The following is a 16,162-nucleotide window of genomic DNA, read 5'->3' on the forward strand; positions in this document are numbered from 1 at the left end:
GACCGGTCAGCCGTAGCGGACCGGGTCGCCGCGCAGGATGGCCTCGTAGAGGCGGCGCACCTCGGCGCCGGGCTCGACACCGAGCTCGGCCCCGAGCGTGTGCCGGAGCCGGTGGTACGCGTGCAGGGCGGCCGCCGGCTCGCCCGCCTCGTAGAGGGCCCGCAACAGCAGCCCGTGCACGCCCTCGCGGCGCGGATGCTCGACGACGAGCTGGCGCAGATCGGCCACGACGCTCTCCGGTTCCCCGGCCGCGCAGGCGGCGCCGACCAGGTCGGCGTAGGCGCAGAGCCGGATCTCCTCGAACCGGCAGGCGATCCCCTCGGCCACGACCGACCGATCCCGCATCGCCGCGGTGAGCGGCGGGCCGTGCCAGAGTTCCATGGCCGCCCGCAGCACCCGCACGGCCCGCTCCGGATCGGCCGGCCGGTCCCGCCCGGCCCGCAGGGCCCGGCCGTGTGCCGCGAGCTCGGTGAAGCGGGTCAGGTCGCACTCGCCGGCGCCGACGGCGAGGCGGTACGTCCCGCTGGCGTACCGCAGAAGCCTCTCGCCGTCGGTGGTGGCCCGCGTCAGCGCGGCGCGGACCCGTGAGACGTACGTCTGAAGGTTGGCCGTCACGGACCGCGGCGGCCGCTCGCCCCACAACACGGCGACGATCGTGTCGACGCCGACCGGGCGGCCCTGCCCGGCGGCGAGCAGCCGCAGCAGCTCACCCGGCTTGCCGCGGACGGCCGACGGCGATCCCTCGTCGTCACGGACGCGCAGTTCACCCAGCACCTCGACACGCCGACCGGCCATCAGTCCGCACCGACCTCCGTGGCGAACTCGCCCGTGCTGTCCCGGGCGTCCAGGTCGTTGGCGCCGAGGTAGAGCTCGCCGCCGGCGGGGGCGCGCAGCTCGGCACCCGCACCGATCTCGAAGGGCGCCGCGGCCCCGATCCGGCCGATCAGCGCGCCGTAGTTCGAGGAGGACAACAACCGCAGACCGGGGTACGCCTCGTCGCCCAGGCCCTCCGGCCCGGCGGTGATGCCGGGTCGTGGGCTGATCCGGCCGGTGGCGGTGATCCGGACGTGCTGGCCGGGCTGGAGCACGACGCCCGTGGGGGTCCAGGTGACGTTGGCCGGCACGGCCACCGACCGGCCGGCGCCACCGGGCCCGGAGGAAAGGGCGAACGCGACGCCGGCCACCGCCACCGCGAGACCGCCGGAGGCAAGCGCCCACCAGCGGCGCGAGGGCACCCGGCGGCGCCCGGCCCGGTGCGCCGTGCCCGGCGGCGACCGCTCGATCCTGGTCGCGCCGGCGGACGCGGGTGACTTCGTGGGCGCGCGCGATGGTGCGGGCCGCGGGGGTGCGGGCCGGGCCGGTTCTTTGATATCGGCCGGGACCTCGAACACCTGCCCGTCCCGCTGCCGCAGGAACAGCACCGGCGTGCCCCACTCCAGGGTGTCCGGGAAGGCCAGGCTCAGCTCCAGCCGGGCGTTGCGCACGGCCACGTCGAGCGGCAGACCGGACGCCACCCCGGCGTAGAAGGACCGCGTGAACTCGACCGCCGCGCGGTCGGAGATGTCGAACTGCATCGCCAGCACGGCGGGCACCCCGCGCCGGATCAGCGTTGTGGCCGTACTGGAGAAAGGGTCGTCGGCGCTGCCCGTGGCCGACTCGCACGAGTTGAGCACGATCAGGCCCAGCGACGGATGCAGCGCCGCGATCTGCGCCAGCCGGCTGGCCCGCAGCGGATAGCTGGCGCCGCCCTCGGTGGCCAGGAAGAACACGCCCTCGCCGTGTCCCTCGTCGTACGCGCCGTGCCCGACCAGGTGCAGCACGTGCCACTGCCGCCGGCCGAGCGCGGTCAGCAGGTCGCGCCAGGTCTCCCCGGTCGCCCAGTCCAGGGTGACCCGGCCCCGGCGGTCCAGCCCGCCGATCGCGGCCTCCAGGTTGGCCCGTTCCGCGGCGGCGTCGATCTCGTCGAGGGTGCGCGGGCGGGCGCTCAGCGCGACCACCCGCAACGGCGGCTCGACCCGCAGCGGCCGCACCGGGTCCATGATCTCCGGGTAGCGCACCAGCGGCATGCTGAGCCCGAGGTAGTCGTCGCGGCGCTGGTCGTACAGGAACTCCCAGGGCAGCGCGGCCAGCTCCGGCGGGCGCAGGCGGAGCACCAGCCGGACCCGGCTGCCGCGCAGCGCCGCCTGCTGGCGGGTGGTGTCGAACAGCGTCCGGACGTCGCCGGTGAACAGCAGGTCGAACAGCGCCGTGCCCAGCTCCTGGGCCGCCTTCTCGTCGCGGGCCGCGACCCGGCGGGTCGCGGCGGCCGACGACAGCAGCGCCACGTGCAGCCGGCGCAGCCGGCGTTCCAGGGCGCGGTCCTCCGGATCCCATCCGATGTCGACGGCGCACTCGCCGCCGACACCGGAACGGCCGAGGATCCGGAAGCCGCCGGCGATGGCGTCGACGTCCACTTCCAGTTCGATGCTCGGTTCGGTCATGACAGTCGCCCGGTCAGTGGAGCGGCGCCGACGGGACGCCGCCGGTGGCCGGATCGGCGGGCTCGGCGTCGGTGAGGCCGGCGCCGCAGGACGAGCAGAACAGTGCCCCCGGCGCGTACGGGCTGCCGCAGCGCGGGCACCGCGCCCGGTCCGGGATGACCACGCGCCCGATGACCGCCGTGTCCGCCGGCAGGGCGCCGCGGTAGATCTGCGGGCCGCGGTGCCGGCCGGCCCGTCGGCGCCGCACCAGCAGCAGCGCCGCGACCACGGCGGCGATCAGCAGCGCCGCGGCGGCACCTCCGATGATCACCATCCGGGACCGGTCCGCCGGCTCGGCGGCGGCGCCGGCGGGCTTCGGCTGATCGCCGTTGCGCTGCCGGTAGTCGATCGCCTGCTTGCGCTTCTGCGACGCCAGGTAGTGCGCCGGCATCATGGCCAGCACCTGGTCGAACTTGGCGACCGCGTCGGTGTAGTAGCCGCGGTAGAAGTCGTCGAGCCCGGCCCGGTACGCGACGTCGATCGGCCCGAGCTCGTTGCGGACCTGATGCTTCGCGAGCAGGTCGCGGATCACGTCGGCGGCCACGATGAAGTTGGTCTCGCCGACCACCTCGAAGCTCGCCGTGCCGACGACCTGTCCGTCCAGGTTCGCCGCCGGCCCACCGCTCTGTCCCTGGGTCACCTTGGCGCTGACCTCGTAGAAACGGTTGCCCGGCCCCTGGATGCCACGGGCGTCGATGCTGCTGATCTCGCCGCTGCGGTTGGAGAGCGAGATCTTCTCCCCCTTGGCCATGAGGAACGGATAGCCGATGACCAGCACCTCCTGGCCGGGCTGGACCTGCTGGTCGGCGGCCAGCTGGGCCACCGGCAGGGTGGACGGCTCCAGCTTGAGCAGCGCGACGTCGCCCTTGGCGAACGGAAGCGACTCGAGCACCCGCGCGTCGAGGCCGCCCTTGGCGTCCCGCTCCCTCGGCCAGGTGGCGATGCCGCCGCCCACCTGGACCTGCACCTCGGGCACCGGCTCGGCCGAGGAGTCGTGCTCGGTGACCCGGGCGCTGCCGTTCGTCGCCCGCTCGATCGCCACCTCGCGGAACGAGGCGGCGAGCTCGTCCTGCTCGATCAGCACGTCGACGGCGCTCTCGATGGCATAGTCCCGGGTGTCCTCGGGGCTCGTGCAGTGGCCGGCGGTCACCACGTAGCCGGTGCCGTTGACGACGAAACCGGTGCAGGCTCCGGTGTACGGCACCCGGACCGTCCAGTCGAACAGATGCACGTCGAGGTCCCAGTCGGAGCGGACCATGACGGTGGCCGGCTGCACCAGCTCGATGGCCCGCAGTTGTGGTGTCACCGGCGGCAGTGGGCCGCCCGGCCCGGGCGGGGAGGGCGCGGCGGCCGCGGGGACGGCCGTGGCGAGCAGAACCGCGGACGCCGCGAGCATCGATAATGGACGGGACATGGTCATCGGATTTCTCCTTCGGTGAGGCGATCGCGATGGATGACAGACGGGAACTGGCGGCCGACCTGCTGGTCGACCCGGGCGTGCCGGCCGAGGACGCCGGCCTGCTGGCCGAGGCGCTCGCCGCGTGCGGCGTGGCCGCGCGGGCGAAGGTGCTGGCGCCCCGCCGGGCCGGCGAGCAGCTCAGCTGGCTGGTGCTACTGGCGCTGCCGTTGCAGGCGTTCCTGACCACAGCCGGCGAGGCGGCCGCCCGGGACGCCTACGCCGGTCTGCGGCGCGCGGTCGGCCGGGTGCTCGGCCGGACACCGGCGGAGGCCGGACGCCCGATGGTGTTGCAGGACGAGCAGACCGGCTTGCGGATCGTGCTGTCCGCCGACCTGCCGCCCGAGGCGTACCAGGCCCTGGTGACGTTGCGGCTCGCCGACTACGAGGAGGGACCGCTGCACTACGACCGGCATGAGCGCCGGTGGCGATCCATCACAGACGAGATTCGATGACATCCGCCGGCCCCTTCCCCGGAACGTGAGAGCGCGTCGTCGGTCGAGCGCTCATCACACGGTCGGGTGCCGGCCTCATCAACCGCGCCGGGGAACTCCCTGGGACTGGAAACAGACTTTTTCTTGTACGCCGGCGCGTGAACCATGGTGGCCATGCGATGGACACCGGATGACACGATCAGCAACGCGTTCCGGATCGGAACGGTGGCCGGCCACTTCGGATCGGGTGCGGCCGCATGACCGTCACCGTGCGACCGGCTGCCCCGGCCGACCGCGACCTCGTCACCGCCCTGCTCACCCGTTCCTGGGGCACACCGACAGTCGTGGCGCACGGCGTCCGCTACGACGCCTCGGCCCTGCCCGCCCTGATCGCGTGGCGCGACGGCGAACCGGCCGGTCTGCTCACCTACCGCCTCGGCACCGACGGCCTGGAGATAGTCACCTTCGACGCCCTGACCCGTCACCAGGGAGTCGGCACCGCCCTGCTCGACGCCGTGATCAAGGTGGCCCACGACCATCACGCCACCCGCGTCTGGCTGATCACCACGAACGACAACCTGGACGCGTTGCGCTTCTACCAGCGCCGGGGCCTGCGCATCACCGGCGTCTCCCCCGGCGCCGTCGACGAGGCACGCCGCCTCAAGCCGTCCATTCCTTTGACCGGCGACTACGGCATCGAGATCCACGACGAGCTCACCGTGGCCCTTACTTTGAGTCGCGATCCATTGACAGAATGACGTCGTGCCGGAGTCGATCCAGTCCATCCTGCGCCGCCGCCGCGGCGCCGCTTTCGTGGGCCGCGGCGCGCAGCTGGCCCACTTCCGCTCGAACCTTCAGCTCCCCGAGACCGACCCCGGCAAATACTTCATCTTCAACGTCCACGGCGAGGGCGGCGTCGGCAAGTCCACGTTGCTGGAGCGCTGGCGCCACATCGCCCGTGAGCTCGGCGCCGCCGTCGCGCTGGTCGACGAGCACGTCTTCGACACCCCCGAGGCGATGTCGGCCGTCGTGGACCAGCTGTCGTCCCCGGCCGACACCAAGGACTTCCGCGCCAAATACGCGGACTTCCTCAAGGGCCGGGAGCGCCTGGAGAGCGACCCGCAGGCCCCACGCGAGCTGTGGAGCCAGATCGTCCGCACCGGGGTGAAGGCGGGCCTGCACGCCTCGAAGGTCCTTCCCGGCGCCGCGCCGATCGTCGACCTGGTCGACGGCGAGACAGCGGCCGACGCCGTGGATCAGGCCCGGCAGTACGTCATCGGGAAGATCCGGGATTTCCGGGAGGCCAAGCTCCTCCTGTCCCCCACGCCGGAGCTGAGCCCGGCCTTCATGGAGGCGCTGGGCCGCGTCGCCACCCGGCAGCCGGTCGTCCTGTTCTTCGACACCTTCGAGCAGACCGACGTCTTCCTCGAGGAGTGGCTCCTCGACATCATGCTGGGCGCGTACGGCGAGCTGCCCAGCACCGTCACCCTCGTCATCGCCGGTCGTCATTCGCTCGACGCCAACCGCTGGTCCGAGCTGCTCGACCTGGTCGCGCCGGTTCCCCTGAACCCGTTCACCGACGCCGAGTCCCGGCAGCTGCTGTCGGCCCAGGGCGTCACGGACGCGCACACCATCGACACCATCATCGCCCTCTCCGGCGGCCTGCCCCTGCTCACCGACATGCTGGCCAAGGGCCGCCCGGTCAGTTCGGCCGACGTCGGCGATCCGACCGGCACCGCGGTCGAGCGCTTCCTCAAGTGGGAGACGGACGAGTCCCGGCGCGACGCGGCCCTGGCCGGTTCCCTCCCCCGCCTGATCGACGAGGACCTGCTCACCGCCGCCCTGGGCGGCAACGAGGTCCCCGGCCTGTTCGGCTGGCTCACCGACCAGGCCTTCGTCCGCCTGCACACCGACCGCTACCGCTACCACGACGTCGTACGCCACCCGATGGTCCGCTGGCAGCGCCAGCGCTCACCCCAGCGCTGGCGCGAGACCCACCTGCGCCTGGCCGCCGTCTTCCGCGATCGCCGGGAACGGATCGACCCGCAGCCGAAGTGGTCGAACACGGCCTGGCAGGAGAACAACGTCGAGCTGACCTATCACGAACTGTGCGCGCAGGTGACCAGGCTCGAGACCACCCTGGCCGACGGCGTGAACGCCGCGACGGCCGGTCCGGCGGTGGCCCGCCGCTGGGCCGAGATGGTGACCGAGGCGGGACGCGATCTCGACGACACGGAGCTTCGCACCATCGGCGGCGCGCTCCTCGACGCCGCCAACGCCGAGGAGGACGACTGCGGCCAGTTCCTCACGGTCCTGCTCAACAGCGGCCGGCTGGACGCGACGGGCAAGGCGTCCTGCCTTCTGGAGAGGGCACGCGTCCATCACGCCGAGGGTGAGCAGGCGGAGGCCGTCCGCGATGCCACCGAGGCCATCCGGTACGACCCGGACCTGGCCAAGGCCTACGTGGTGCGCGCCATCGCCCGTGGCTACCTCGACGAGTTCGACGGCGCCCTGGCCGACTTCGCGGAGGGCCTCGCCCGGGGTGCTGACCCACACTGGACGGCCGGTCAACGAGGCGACATCCTGCGGATGACGGACCGCCACGAGGAGGCGCTCGCCGACTTCGACCTGGCCATCGCCCACGACCCGGCCAACAACTGGCTCATCTCCGGTCGCGGCTACGTCTACACCGCGATGGGGCGCTTCGACGAGGCCATGGCCGACTTCGATCGGGCCGTCGAACTCGATCCCACCTACACCTGGGCCCTCGGACAGCGGGGCCGCACCTATCGCCTCACCGAGCGGCACGAGGAGGCACTCACCGACCTCGGCCGGGCCATCGCGATCAACGACTCCGTCCGGTGGTTCTTCGGTGAGCGTGCCCTCGTCTACCGGACGCTGGAGCGTTACGACGAGGCGCTCACCGACCTCGGCCGCTTCGTCGAGCTGGAGCCCTCCTCCGGATGGGCGTTCGCCGAACGCGGCGAGACCTACCGCCTGATGGCCCGGTACGACGAGGCGGTCGCCGACTTCGACAAGGCCATCGAGCTTGATCCCCGCAACGCCTGGGCGATCGCCAGCCGGGGGCAGGCCTACGCCGCACAGACACGTCACGAACAGGCGCTCGCGGATTTCGAGCAGGCCGTCGCGCTGGGGCTCACCGACAAATGGGCCCTTGGCGAGAGGGCCGTCGCCTATCGCCGGGCGGAGCGGTACGACGAGGCGCTCACCGAGTTCGACCGGGTCATCGACCAGCATCCCGGCTACGCGTGGGCCATCGGCGAACGCGCCGAGACGTATCGGGAGATGAAACGCTACGACGACGCGATCACCGATTTCACCCGCGCCCTCGAGATCGATCCCGTCAACGCCTGGGCGCTGGCGAGCCGGGGGCAGACCTACTCCAGCATGAAACGCTTCGACGAGGCGCTGGCCGACCTCGACCGGGCCGTCGAACTCGACCCCGCCTACACCTGGGCCATGACGCAGCGGGCCGTCACCCTGCGAGAATCCGGCCGTCACGACGACGCGCTGGCCGCCCTCGACCGGGCGATCGAGGTCGACCCGGCCCGGAAGTGGACGGTCGTTCAGCGGGCCGAGACCTATCGGTTCATGGGCCGGTACGACGACGCGCTCGCCGATTTCGAGCGCACCCTCGAGCTGGATCCCTTGTACGAATGGGCGACGGCCCAGCGCGCGGAGACGTACCGCCAGATGAAGCGGTATGACGACGCGCTCGCGAGTCTGGCGCCGGCGCTCGCCCGGCCGGAGCCGTCCGGTGTCATCGTCGCCGAGCTGGCCGAGACGTACCGGCAGATGAAGCGGTACGACGAGGCCCTCGCCCAGTTCGACCGGGCCGTCGAGCTCGACCCCACCTACGACTGGGCTCTGGCCTGGCGCGGCCAGCATTGGCGTCTCATGAAACGGTACGACCTGGCGCTCGCCGACCTCGATCGGGCCGTCGATGCCGATCCCGAGGTGGCCGAGACCTTCGTCCTGCGCGGTCTCGTCCACCGCGACCTCGGCCGGCCGGCCGACGCCGCCGCCGATTTCGCGCGGGCGGCCCGGATGGAACCGTTGATGACCTGGGTCGTCCGTGACCATCTGGTGGATTTCGAATACGCGCCCGCGCAGGATAGAGAGTAAACGCAAGAAACGATCACCGAAAACGGCCCTCAATCGCCTTCCGGACAAATTCAGCGAGCATATTTACTAGTTCGGGCGCGTAATTCTTCCTGCTCTACAGACCCCCTGAGCTGCGAAAGTTCTCGGCGGCGGAAACATCCGCCGACACGAAACTGGGGGGGAACGAGCATGAATTTCGTCCGAAATCGACGGGCACTTCTCCGCGCCGGGGTCCTCGCGGCGCTCGGGACGGTACCCGTCCTGGTGCTTTCCGCGCCCGCCTACGCCGCCACGGGTACGGCCAAGGTCGGCAACACCATTCAGGTCAACGCCGCCAACAACCGGGCCAACAACATCACGATCACCCGGGTCGGCGGGAACTTCTTCATCACCGACCTCGGTGACACCCCGGCCGCGGGGGCCGGTTGTGCCGTCGTCGGCGCGCGCACCGTGCGCTGTTCGGCGGCCGGTGTCGTCCGGCTCGTCGTCAACACCGGCAACTTCAACGACCGCGTCAACAACCTGACCAGCACCGCCTCCACGCAGAACGGCGGGATCGGCAACGACACGCTGCTCGGCGGCACCGGGCCCGACCTGCTGGTCGGCGGCCTCGGCAACGACGGGATGACCGGGCGGGCCGGGCAGGACACCCTGGTGGGCCAGGCCGGCAATGACACCGCCAACGCTCTCGGCGTCTTCGACGGCCGCGACTTCTACAGCGGTGGCGCCGGCTCGGACACCACCAGCTACGCCGCCCGCGGGGTGCGGGTCGTCGTCACGCTCAACGGTCTCGCCAACGACGGCCAGGCCGGGGAGCTGGACAACAACCTGGCCGACGTCGAGAACATCAACGGCGGGCGGGGCAACGACGCCCTGACCGGCAACGCGGCCGCGAACCGGATCAACGGCGGCCTCGGCAACGACACGCTCAGCGGCCTGGCCGGCGCCGACACGCTGACCGGTGGGTTCGGCTCCGACACGTCCCTCGGCGGGCTCGGCAACGACACCGCCGTGGCCCTGTCCGTGCGGGACGGCCGGGACATCTTCAGCGGTGGGCCGGGCGTGGACACGACCAACTACGCCGCTCGCGGGCTTCCCGTGAACGTCACCCTCAACAACATCGCCAACGACGGTTCGGCGCCCGAGTTCGACAACAACCTGACCGACGTCGAGAACGTCATCGGCGGGCGGGGCTCCGACAACCTGACCGGCAGTGCCGCGGCGAACCGCATGTTCGGTCTGGGCGGCGCCGACGTCATCCTCGGCGGCGCGGGCAACGACACCCTCGTCGGCGGGGCCGGCGGCGACCGGATGTTCGGTCAGGCCGGCAACGACACCCTCAACAGCGTGGACGGCGTGCGCGGCAACGACCGCAACGACGGCGGCGTGAACGTGGACCGGTGCCTCGCCGACCTGGTCGACGTGAAGATCAGCTGCGATCTCTGATCAGCGGGCGCGGGCTCTCAGCAAGTTCAAGTCGATAACCGAGACCGAGCGGCGCTGCGTGGTGATGACCCCGTGGCGCCGCAAGGTGCGCAGCGCCTTCGTCACCGATTCCCGGGACGAGCCGGTCCACGCGGCCAGCTCGTCCTGGCTCAGCGGCACGGTGATCTGCACGCCGTCGGTGCCCGAGGCGCCGAACCGCTCGGCCAGCTCCACCAGCCGCAGGGCGACCCGGCCCAGGGTGTCGTACGTTCCGAACTCCACCCGCTTGCGGTCGGAGTCGCGGAGCCGGGCCACGATCATCCGGACGATCCGCATGGCCGCCGGCGGATGGTCCTGGAGGAACTTCAGGAACGAGCTCACCGGCACGACCAGCGTCTCCAGCGGCTCCAGGGCCGCCACCGAGGCCGAGCGCGGCGCCCCGTCGAGGGCCGACATCTCCCCCAGCAGCGCCCCCGGCCCGCGGATGGCCAGCAGCACCTCACCGCCCTGCGCGGTCAGGGAGAACACCTTGGCCCGCCCGGACAGCACGAACACGACGGTCGTCGACTGGTCGCCCTCGCTGAACAGCGTCGCCCCGCACGGCCAGAGCCGCCGGCGCCCGGACCGGAACAGGTCTTCGACCTCTTCCCCGGCCAGCTCGCCCAGGAACTCCCCCGGGTCGGTCACGAGTGCCACGGGTCCTCCTCCCGCAGGCCGTTGAGGACGTACGCCGGCACCGGCTGCCGCCGTCCCTTGACCATCAGGTCGCCGAGCGGGGTCACCAGCGCCGACGATCCGATCCGGTCGAGCGTCGATCCGCCGATGACGACTTGGCCGGGCGCCGCCTGTGTCTCGAGCCGGGCCGCCACGTTCACGGCGTCGCCCATCGCGTTGAAGTTGCGCAACTTTGAGCCGCCGATGTTGCCGACCAGCGCCTCACCGGTGTTGACGCCGACCCGGAACCGGGGCCAGCCGGGCCGGTCCGCCGCGATCTTGTCGACCGCGCACTGCATCCGCAGCGCGGCCCGGGCCGCCCGCAGCGCGTGGTCGGGCTGGCGGGCCGGGGCGTTGAACAGCGCCATCAGCGCGTCCCCCTGGAACTGCACGACCGTGCCGCACTCGCCGAGAACGGCCTTGGTCGCCACGTCGAAATATTCGTTGAGCATCGTCACGATCCGTTCCGGCGTCGACTCCTCGGAGAACGTGGTGAAGCCGCGCAGATCGGCGAAGAGCGACGTCACCTCGACGACCGCCCCGCCGAGCGCCGCCTGTGACGGGTCGGCGACCAGCGCGGTGGCCACGTCGGGCGACATGTACTGCCGGAACAGCTCGTCGAGCTGCCGGTAGAGCCGCGCGTTCTCGAGCGCGATCGACAGCTGCCCGGCCAGCGACCGCAACAGCGCCGCGTCCCGGTCCGGCATCGTCGAGGAGCACCCGGCGACGAGCACACCGGCCGGGTGCCCTTTGACGATCAAGGGCAACACCAGGTTTCCGTACGCGTCCACGAGCGGCTCCCGGCTTCGCAGGGCCGCCTGCGCCTCCCGTACGGAATCGGCCCGGACCGAACCGCAAGCGAGCGACGGCCGGAAGACCAGCCGGTTGTCCTCGACCAGCCCGATGTGGACCGCGTAGCCCTGGAACGCGCCCGCGATCCGGTGCACCGCGCCCTCCAGCAGATCGAGATCGGACACCAGCACCCGCGCATCGCGGCCGATCGCGACCAGCGCGTCCAGCTTGCGGATCTGATCACGCTCGCCGGCCAGCGCGTCGGCGGCCCGGCTCAGCACCGCCGTCTGCCCCTCGGTCAGCTCGAAGCGCCGCGCCACGACCGCCATGGCCGAGGCCCGCGGGCCGCCGCGCATCGCCTCGACCAGCGCCTCGAGCGCCGCGCCGTACTCGGCCTTGAGCTCGCGGACGGTGAACTCGGTGCCGACCGCCGTGAACAGGCCGGCCGCCGCGCCCTCGTGGCGATATTGGACCCAGGCGCTGTACGCCACGTAGCCGAACCCGGCCGCCATCAGCAGATGCCACTCCCACCAGGAGGCCTGCCAGTCGCGGCCGGCCGCCATGGCCACCGCCGACTCGGCCAGCAGCGCGAACGCCGTCATCACCGACAGCAGCATGACCGCCCGGCGCTCGCGGTAGAGCACGTAGTAGCGGACCGCCGCCGCCGTGAACAACGCGAACGCCACCAGCGACAGCGCCTCGGTCGACGGCGCGACCGCGGCCAGCGCCCCGGCCAGCGCGAACGCCCCCACCCGCAACCACACCGACCAGCGCATCAGCCCGGACGGCAGGTCGACGGCCGACGCCGCCGCGAGCACGGCCGCCGCGGTCAGGCCGGCCGGCGACGCCGACGCGAAGATCTCGTTGGGTCCGTCGAGCAGCATGTGCGGGGTGGCCAGCGCGTGCAGGGCCAGGAAGGCCGCGGCGACCAGGAACGACAGGCCGACCAGGAAGAGCCGGATGTCGTCGCGGCGCCGGGCCGCCTCGTTCACCAGCACGGCCAGCGTGAGGCTGACCGCGGCCACCGCGAGCACCAGCCAGAAGTGGGCGGCGTCGTGATGCCAGCGCCCGTCCAGGGCCGGACGGGCGATCAGCAGCCAGAGGCCCACCATCGGGGCGGCCAGGTGCGCGGCCCAGACGATCACCCGCGCCGGACCACCTCGGCCCGCCACTGGATCCATGCACTACGACGTTAGTCGTCACGGCGACGGTGGAAGGTGTCGGAAAAGCGCGAAAGGGGCCCCGAAGGGCCCCTTTGACACGAGCGGACGACGAGATTCGAACTCGCGACCCTCACCTTGGCAAGGTGATGCGCTACCAGCTGCGCTACGTCCGCGCTGAGGAGAACACTACCGGATGCCGTCCAGGGTCCCCACCACCGGGTCCCCTGTGTCGGGCGTGACCTTGAGCGGGACGGCCCCACTCTGCGAACATTCGCCGATGGTGACGCCTTTCCCGGAGCTCGGGGAGCAGTTCGAGGAGCTCGCGGCCGCCGCTTTCGTGGCGCTCGACGAGGAGCAGTTCGCCCGTGCCGTCACGTACGGCCGGTCGCAGCCGGCCCGGGCCGGTGACGTCCTGTTCGACGCCGGGGACGACAACGGCGACCTCATCCTGATCGGGTCGGGCGGGGCCGACGTCGTGCACAGCGACAGCACCGACGTGATCCTGCACGCCGGTCCGCGCCAGTTCGTCGGCGAGCTGAATCTGCTGACCGGGCAGACCCGCATCCTGACCGCGCACGTCACCGCCGACGGTGTCGTGCACCGCGTCTCCCCGGACGCGTTCCGCCGCCTGATGGCGCAGGACACCGAGCTCAGCGACATCCTGCTGCGCGCCTTCCTGGCCCGCCGCCAGCTGCTCGTCTCCCGCTCGGCCCGGGGCCTCGACGTGGTCGCCGACGACGCCACCGCCGAGGGCCTGGCGCTGCGGACCTTCCTGGTGCGCCAGGACCTTCCGTACCGCTGGCTCCAGTCCGGCACGGCCGAGGCCCGCGAGGTGGCCACCGGCGCCGGCCTCACCCCGGCCGACCTCCCGGCCGCGATCATGCCGAGGCGGACCCTGCGCAACGTCGATCCCGGGACGCTGAGTCACTCTCTCGGACTCACCTACCGGCGTACGCCCAAAGGAATCGCCGATCTGACGATCGTCGGCGCCGGACCGGCGGGACTGGCCGCCGCCGTCTACGGTGCGTCCGAGGGCCTGGAGACGGTGCTGCTCGACGCCGTGGCCACCGGCGGGCAGGCCGCCGCCAGCTCCCGCATCGAGAACTATCTGGGCTTCCCGTTCGGGCTCAGCGGCGAGGCCCTGGCCGCCCGGGCCGTGGTGCAGGCGCTGAAGTTCGGCGCCCACCTCGGCAGCCCCTGCGGCGTCGCCTCCCTCGCGCGACGCCCCGACGGCACCCACCTGATCACCCTGGTCGACGGCACCGAGATACCGACCCGCACGGTGCTGATCGCCACCGGGGCCGCCTATCGCAACCTGCCGCTGGGCCGCTGGGCCGACTTCGTGGGCGCCGGCATCTACTACGCCGCCACCGACCTCGAAGCCAAGGCGGTCTCGGGACTGCCGGTCACGGTGGTCGGCGGGGCCAACAGCGCCGGCCAGGCGGCGATCTATCTGGCCCGGCACGCCGGGCAGGTCACTTTGGCCGTACGCGGTGACAGCCTCACCAAGGACATGTCGAACTATCTCGTCGAGCGGATCCTGGCCGACCCGCGCATCACCGTGCGCACGGCGACCGAGGTCACCTCCCTGTCCGGCGGCCACCGCCTCGAGGAGATCACCCTGACCGAGCGGGCCACCGGCGCCGGCGACCCGTGCGGCTGCTTCGGCCTGTTCTGCTTCATCGGCGCCGAGCCCGCGACGGGCTGGCTGACCGATGTGGCCCTGGACGAGAGCGGCTTCGTGCCCACCGACGTCCAGCTCGGCGGCCGCTGGACCGGCACGAGCCGCCCGGCGCTCCCGTTCGAGACGAGCGTGCCCGGCGTCTTCGCGGCCGGCGACGTCCGCACCGACTCGATGAAACGCGTGGCGGCAGCCGTCGGTGAGGGGGCCAGCGCCGTCCGTAGTGTCCACCAGGCATTGGCCCACCTGGCCTGACAGCGGGGTAGCATCTGGCGGATGCCGATGGAAGCCACGATTCTCCACGAACCTGCCGATCCCGACGGCCTGGTCGTAGCCTCCCTCGCCGGTGAGCTCGACCTCGACCGCGCCGACGACGTCCGCGACGCCCTGGCCACGATCGCCGCCGACCCGGCCTGCCGCTACCTGCGGGTCGACGTGGCCGGCCTCGACTTCATCGACTCGTACGGCCTGGGTGCCCTGGTCAGCGCCCGCAACACGGCCGCCGCCCACGGCGTCACGTTCACCCTGGCCAAGCCGTCCCCACCGGTGCAGAAGGCCATCGAGGTCACCGGCCTGGGCCACGTCTTCGGTCTCTGACGCGAGCCTCGCCGGATCGGCTGTGGTCAGGTGGCGGGTGGGATTGCTAGGCTGCCCGGCATGATCATGCGTTCGACCGGTTGGTGGCCCGTCTTCTAGGCGGCCCCTGACCCGATCGAACCCACCGGCCGCCCGATGAGGCGGCCGTTTTCGTGGGAACTCGCAGCCTCGCCGGGCCCTTTCCCGCGAGGACCGCCATGCCCGCCGAACCGCGCTCCTGGACCGTCGTGCTCTCCCGTCTGCTCGGTCACGGACATCTGACCAGCGCCCAGACCGCGTGGGTGATGGAACAGATCATCTCCGGGGCCGCGACGCCCGCCCAGACGGCCGGTTTCCTGGCCGCGCTGCGGGCCAAGGGCGAGACCCCGGCCGAAGTCGCCGGCCTGGTCACCGCTCTGCGCGCCAACACGACCGCCGTCGCCGTGGCCGGGACGACGGTGGACATCGCGGGCACCGGCGGTGACGGCACGGACGCCGTCAACGTCTCCACGATGGCCGCCGTCGTCGCCGCCGCCACCGGGGTGACGGTGGTCAAGCACGGCGGCCGGTCCGCCTCGTCGTCCACAGCGGGCGCGGCCGATCTGGTCGAACACCTCGGGATACCGCTGGACCTGACGCCGCACCAGGCCGCCCGCATCGCGGCCGAGGCGGGAATCACCTTCCTGTTCGCACCGAAGTTCAACACCGGCCTGCGCCACGCGTCGCCGGTGCGCCGCGAGCTGGGTGTGCCCACGGTCTTCAACCTGCTCGGACCGCTGATCAACCCGTCCGATCCGCGGAGTCAGGTGGTCGGTGTGGCGGACGAGCGGATGGCGCCGGTCGTCGCCGGCGTGCTGGCCGCCCGTGGGCGCTCGGCCCTGGTCGTCCGCGGGGACGACGGACTGGACAAGCTGACCACCTCGGCCCCCTCGCGGGTCTGGACGGTGCGCGGCGGGACCGTCACGGCCACCGGGCTCGATGCCCGGGACCTCGGTCTCCCCCGGGCGCGGCCGGAGGCGCTGCGCGGTGGTGGCGCGGCCGGCAACGCGAACGTTCTCCGGGCCGTGGTGGGCGGGGAGCACGGCCCGGTCCGTGATGTCGTGGTCCTCAACGCGGCCGCGGCCCTGGTCGCCTCGGCCGGACAGGACGCGCCCCTGCTCGATCAGTTCGTCACGGCCGTCGCGCGGTGTGCCGACGCCATCGACACCGGAGCGGCCCACGCGACCCTCACCCGGTGGATCGCCGTCAGCCGGCGGGTGGGCCCCGTGAGCGATTGA

General features: G+C 72.1%; 12 protein-coding genes and 1 tRNA gene. 7 read left to right on the plus strand and 6 right to left on the minus strand.

Going from position 1 to position 16,162, the window contains the following annotated elements; genetic code table 11:
* Window positions 1–6: 6 nt before the first annotated feature.
* From ACQP2X_RS25410 to ACQP2X_RS25420, 3 genes are read right to left on the minus strand one after another with little or no spacing between them, the layout of a single operon-like run.
* Window positions 7–795 carry an AfsR/SARP family transcriptional regulator gene (locus ACQP2X_RS25410; RefSeq protein ID WP_498686035.1) on the minus strand — a complete coding sequence of 263 codons (789 nt, stop codon included), beginning with the start codon at window positions 793–795 and terminating at the stop codon, window positions 7–9.
* Window positions 795–2,480, minus strand: coding sequence for a CHAT domain-containing protein (locus tag ACQP2X_RS25415; protein ID WP_498686036.1), 1,686 nt, complete (start codon window positions 2,478–2,480; stop codon window positions 795–797). Before ACQP2X_RS25415 ends, ACQP2X_RS25410 begins: the two co-directional genes overlap by 1 nt.
* Before the next feature lie 13 nt (window positions 2,481–2,493).
* Entirely contained in the window at window positions 2,494–3,933 is a 1,440-nt protein-coding gene (locus tag ACQP2X_RS25420; RefSeq protein ID WP_498686038.1) for a trypsin-like peptidase domain-containing protein, read from the minus strand.
* Window positions 3,934–3,968: 35 nt separating this feature from the next.
* On the opposite strand from ACQP2X_RS25420, the gene ACQP2X_RS25425 reads away from it, so the two are divergent.
* The 4 genes from ACQP2X_RS25425 (at window position 3,969) to ACQP2X_RS25440 (ending at window position 9,980) form a co-directional block, all read left to right on the plus strand.
* Window positions 3,969–4,430: a hypothetical protein gene (locus ACQP2X_RS25425; RefSeq protein ID WP_498686040.1), complete on the plus strand. Its 462-nt coding sequence runs from the start codon at window positions 3,969–3,971 to the stop codon at window positions 4,428–4,430.
* A gap of 236 nt (window positions 4,431–4,666) precedes the next feature.
* Window positions 4,667–5,167 (plus strand): GNAT family N-acetyltransferase, encoded by a 501-nt coding sequence (locus ACQP2X_RS25430; protein ID WP_498686043.1) that lies wholly within the window; start codon window positions 4,667–4,669, stop codon window positions 5,165–5,167.
* A 4-nt stretch (window positions 5,168–5,171) separates the two neighbouring features.
* Window positions 5,172–8,555: a tetratricopeptide repeat protein gene (locus tag ACQP2X_RS25435; RefSeq protein ID WP_498686045.1), complete on the plus strand. Its 3,384-nt coding sequence runs from the start codon at window positions 5,172–5,174 to the stop codon at window positions 8,553–8,555.
* A 168-nt stretch (window positions 8,556–8,723) separates the two neighbouring features.
* Entirely contained in the window at window positions 8,724–9,980 is a 1,257-nt protein-coding gene (locus tag ACQP2X_RS25440; RefSeq protein WP_498686047.1) for a calcium-binding protein, read from the plus strand.
* Here ACQP2X_RS25440 and ACQP2X_RS25445 read toward each other — a convergent pair whose 3' ends face one another.
* The 3 genes from ACQP2X_RS25445 to ACQP2X_RS25455 form a co-directional block, all read right to left on the minus strand.
* Window positions 9,981–10,655, minus strand: coding sequence for a Crp/Fnr family transcriptional regulator (locus ACQP2X_RS25445; RefSeq protein ID WP_498686049.1), 675 nt, complete (start codon window positions 10,653–10,655; stop codon window positions 9,981–9,983).
* The gene (locus ACQP2X_RS25450; protein WP_498686051.1) at window positions 10,643–12,646 is read right to left on the minus strand and encodes an adenylate/guanylate cyclase domain-containing protein; all 2,004 of its coding nucleotides are present in this window, start codon (window positions 12,644–12,646) and stop codon (window positions 10,643–10,645) included. The genes ACQP2X_RS25445 and ACQP2X_RS25450 overlap by 13 nt, the downstream gene beginning before the upstream one ends.
* Window positions 12,647–12,728: 82 nt before the next feature.
* Window positions 12,729–12,801, minus strand: a tRNA-Gly gene (locus tag ACQP2X_RS25455).
* Between the two features lie 104 nt (window positions 12,802–12,905).
* On the opposite strand from ACQP2X_RS25455, the gene ACQP2X_RS25460 reads away from it, so the two are divergent.
* The 3 genes from ACQP2X_RS25460 (at window position 12,906) to trpD (ending at window position 16,162) form a co-directional block, all read left to right on the plus strand.
* Window positions 12,906–14,564: an FAD-dependent oxidoreductase gene (locus ACQP2X_RS25460; protein WP_498686053.1), complete on the plus strand. Its 1,659-nt coding sequence runs from the start codon at window positions 12,906–12,908 to the stop codon at window positions 14,562–14,564.
* 21 nt (window positions 14,565–14,585) lie between these two features.
* Window positions 14,586–14,906: an STAS domain-containing protein gene (locus tag ACQP2X_RS25465; protein ID WP_498686054.1), complete on the plus strand. Its 321-nt coding sequence runs from the start codon at window positions 14,586–14,588 to the stop codon at window positions 14,904–14,906.
* 197 nt (window positions 14,907–15,103) lie between these two features.
* Window positions 15,104–16,162 (plus strand): anthranilate phosphoribosyltransferase, encoded by a 1,059-nt coding sequence (gene trpD, locus ACQP2X_RS25470; protein ID WP_498686055.1) that lies wholly within the window; start codon window positions 15,104–15,106, stop codon window positions 16,160–16,162.

It is taken from the genome of Actinoplanes sp. CA-131856 (assembly GCF_050956135.1).
Classification (GTDB): Bacteria; Actinomycetota; Actinomycetes; order Mycobacteriales; family Micromonosporaceae; genus Actinoplanes.

Coding starts and splice junctions, on each gene's coding strand:
- ACQP2X_RS25410 (WP_498686035.1), bottom strand. CDS start 795: ATGGCCGGTCGGCGTGTCGAGGTGCTGGGTGAACTGCGCGTCCGTGAC.
- ACQP2X_RS25415 (WP_498686036.1), bottom strand. CDS start 2,480: ATGACCGAACCGAGCATCGAACTGGAAGTGGACGTCGACGCCATCGCC.
- ACQP2X_RS25420 (WP_498686038.1), bottom strand. CDS start 3,933: ATGTCCCGTCCATTATCGATGCTCGCGGCGTCCGCGGTTCTGCTCGCC.
- ACQP2X_RS25425 (WP_498686040.1), top strand. CDS start 3,969: ATGGATGACAGACGGGAACTGGCGGCCGACCTGCTGGTCGACCCGGGC.
- ACQP2X_RS25430 (WP_498686043.1), top strand. CDS start 4,667: ATGACCGTCACCGTGCGACCGGCTGCCCCGGCCGACCGCGACCTCGTC.
- ACQP2X_RS25440 (WP_498686047.1), top strand. CDS start 8,724: ATGAATTTCGTCCGAAATCGACGGGCACTTCTCCGCGCCGGGGTCCTC.
- ACQP2X_RS25450 (WP_498686051.1), bottom strand. CDS start 12,646: ATGGATCCAGTGGCGGGCCGAGGTGGTCCGGCGCGGGTGATCGTCTGG.
- ACQP2X_RS25460 (WP_498686053.1), top strand. CDS start 12,906: ATGGTGACGCCTTTCCCGGAGCTCGGGGAGCAGTTCGAGGAGCTCGCG.
- ACQP2X_RS25465 (WP_498686054.1), top strand. CDS start 14,586: ATGCCGATGGAAGCCACGATTCTCCACGAACCTGCCGATCCCGACGGC.
- trpD (WP_498686055.1), top strand. CDS start 15,104: ATGCCCGCCGAACCGCGCTCCTGGACCGTCGTGCTCTCCCGTCTGCTC.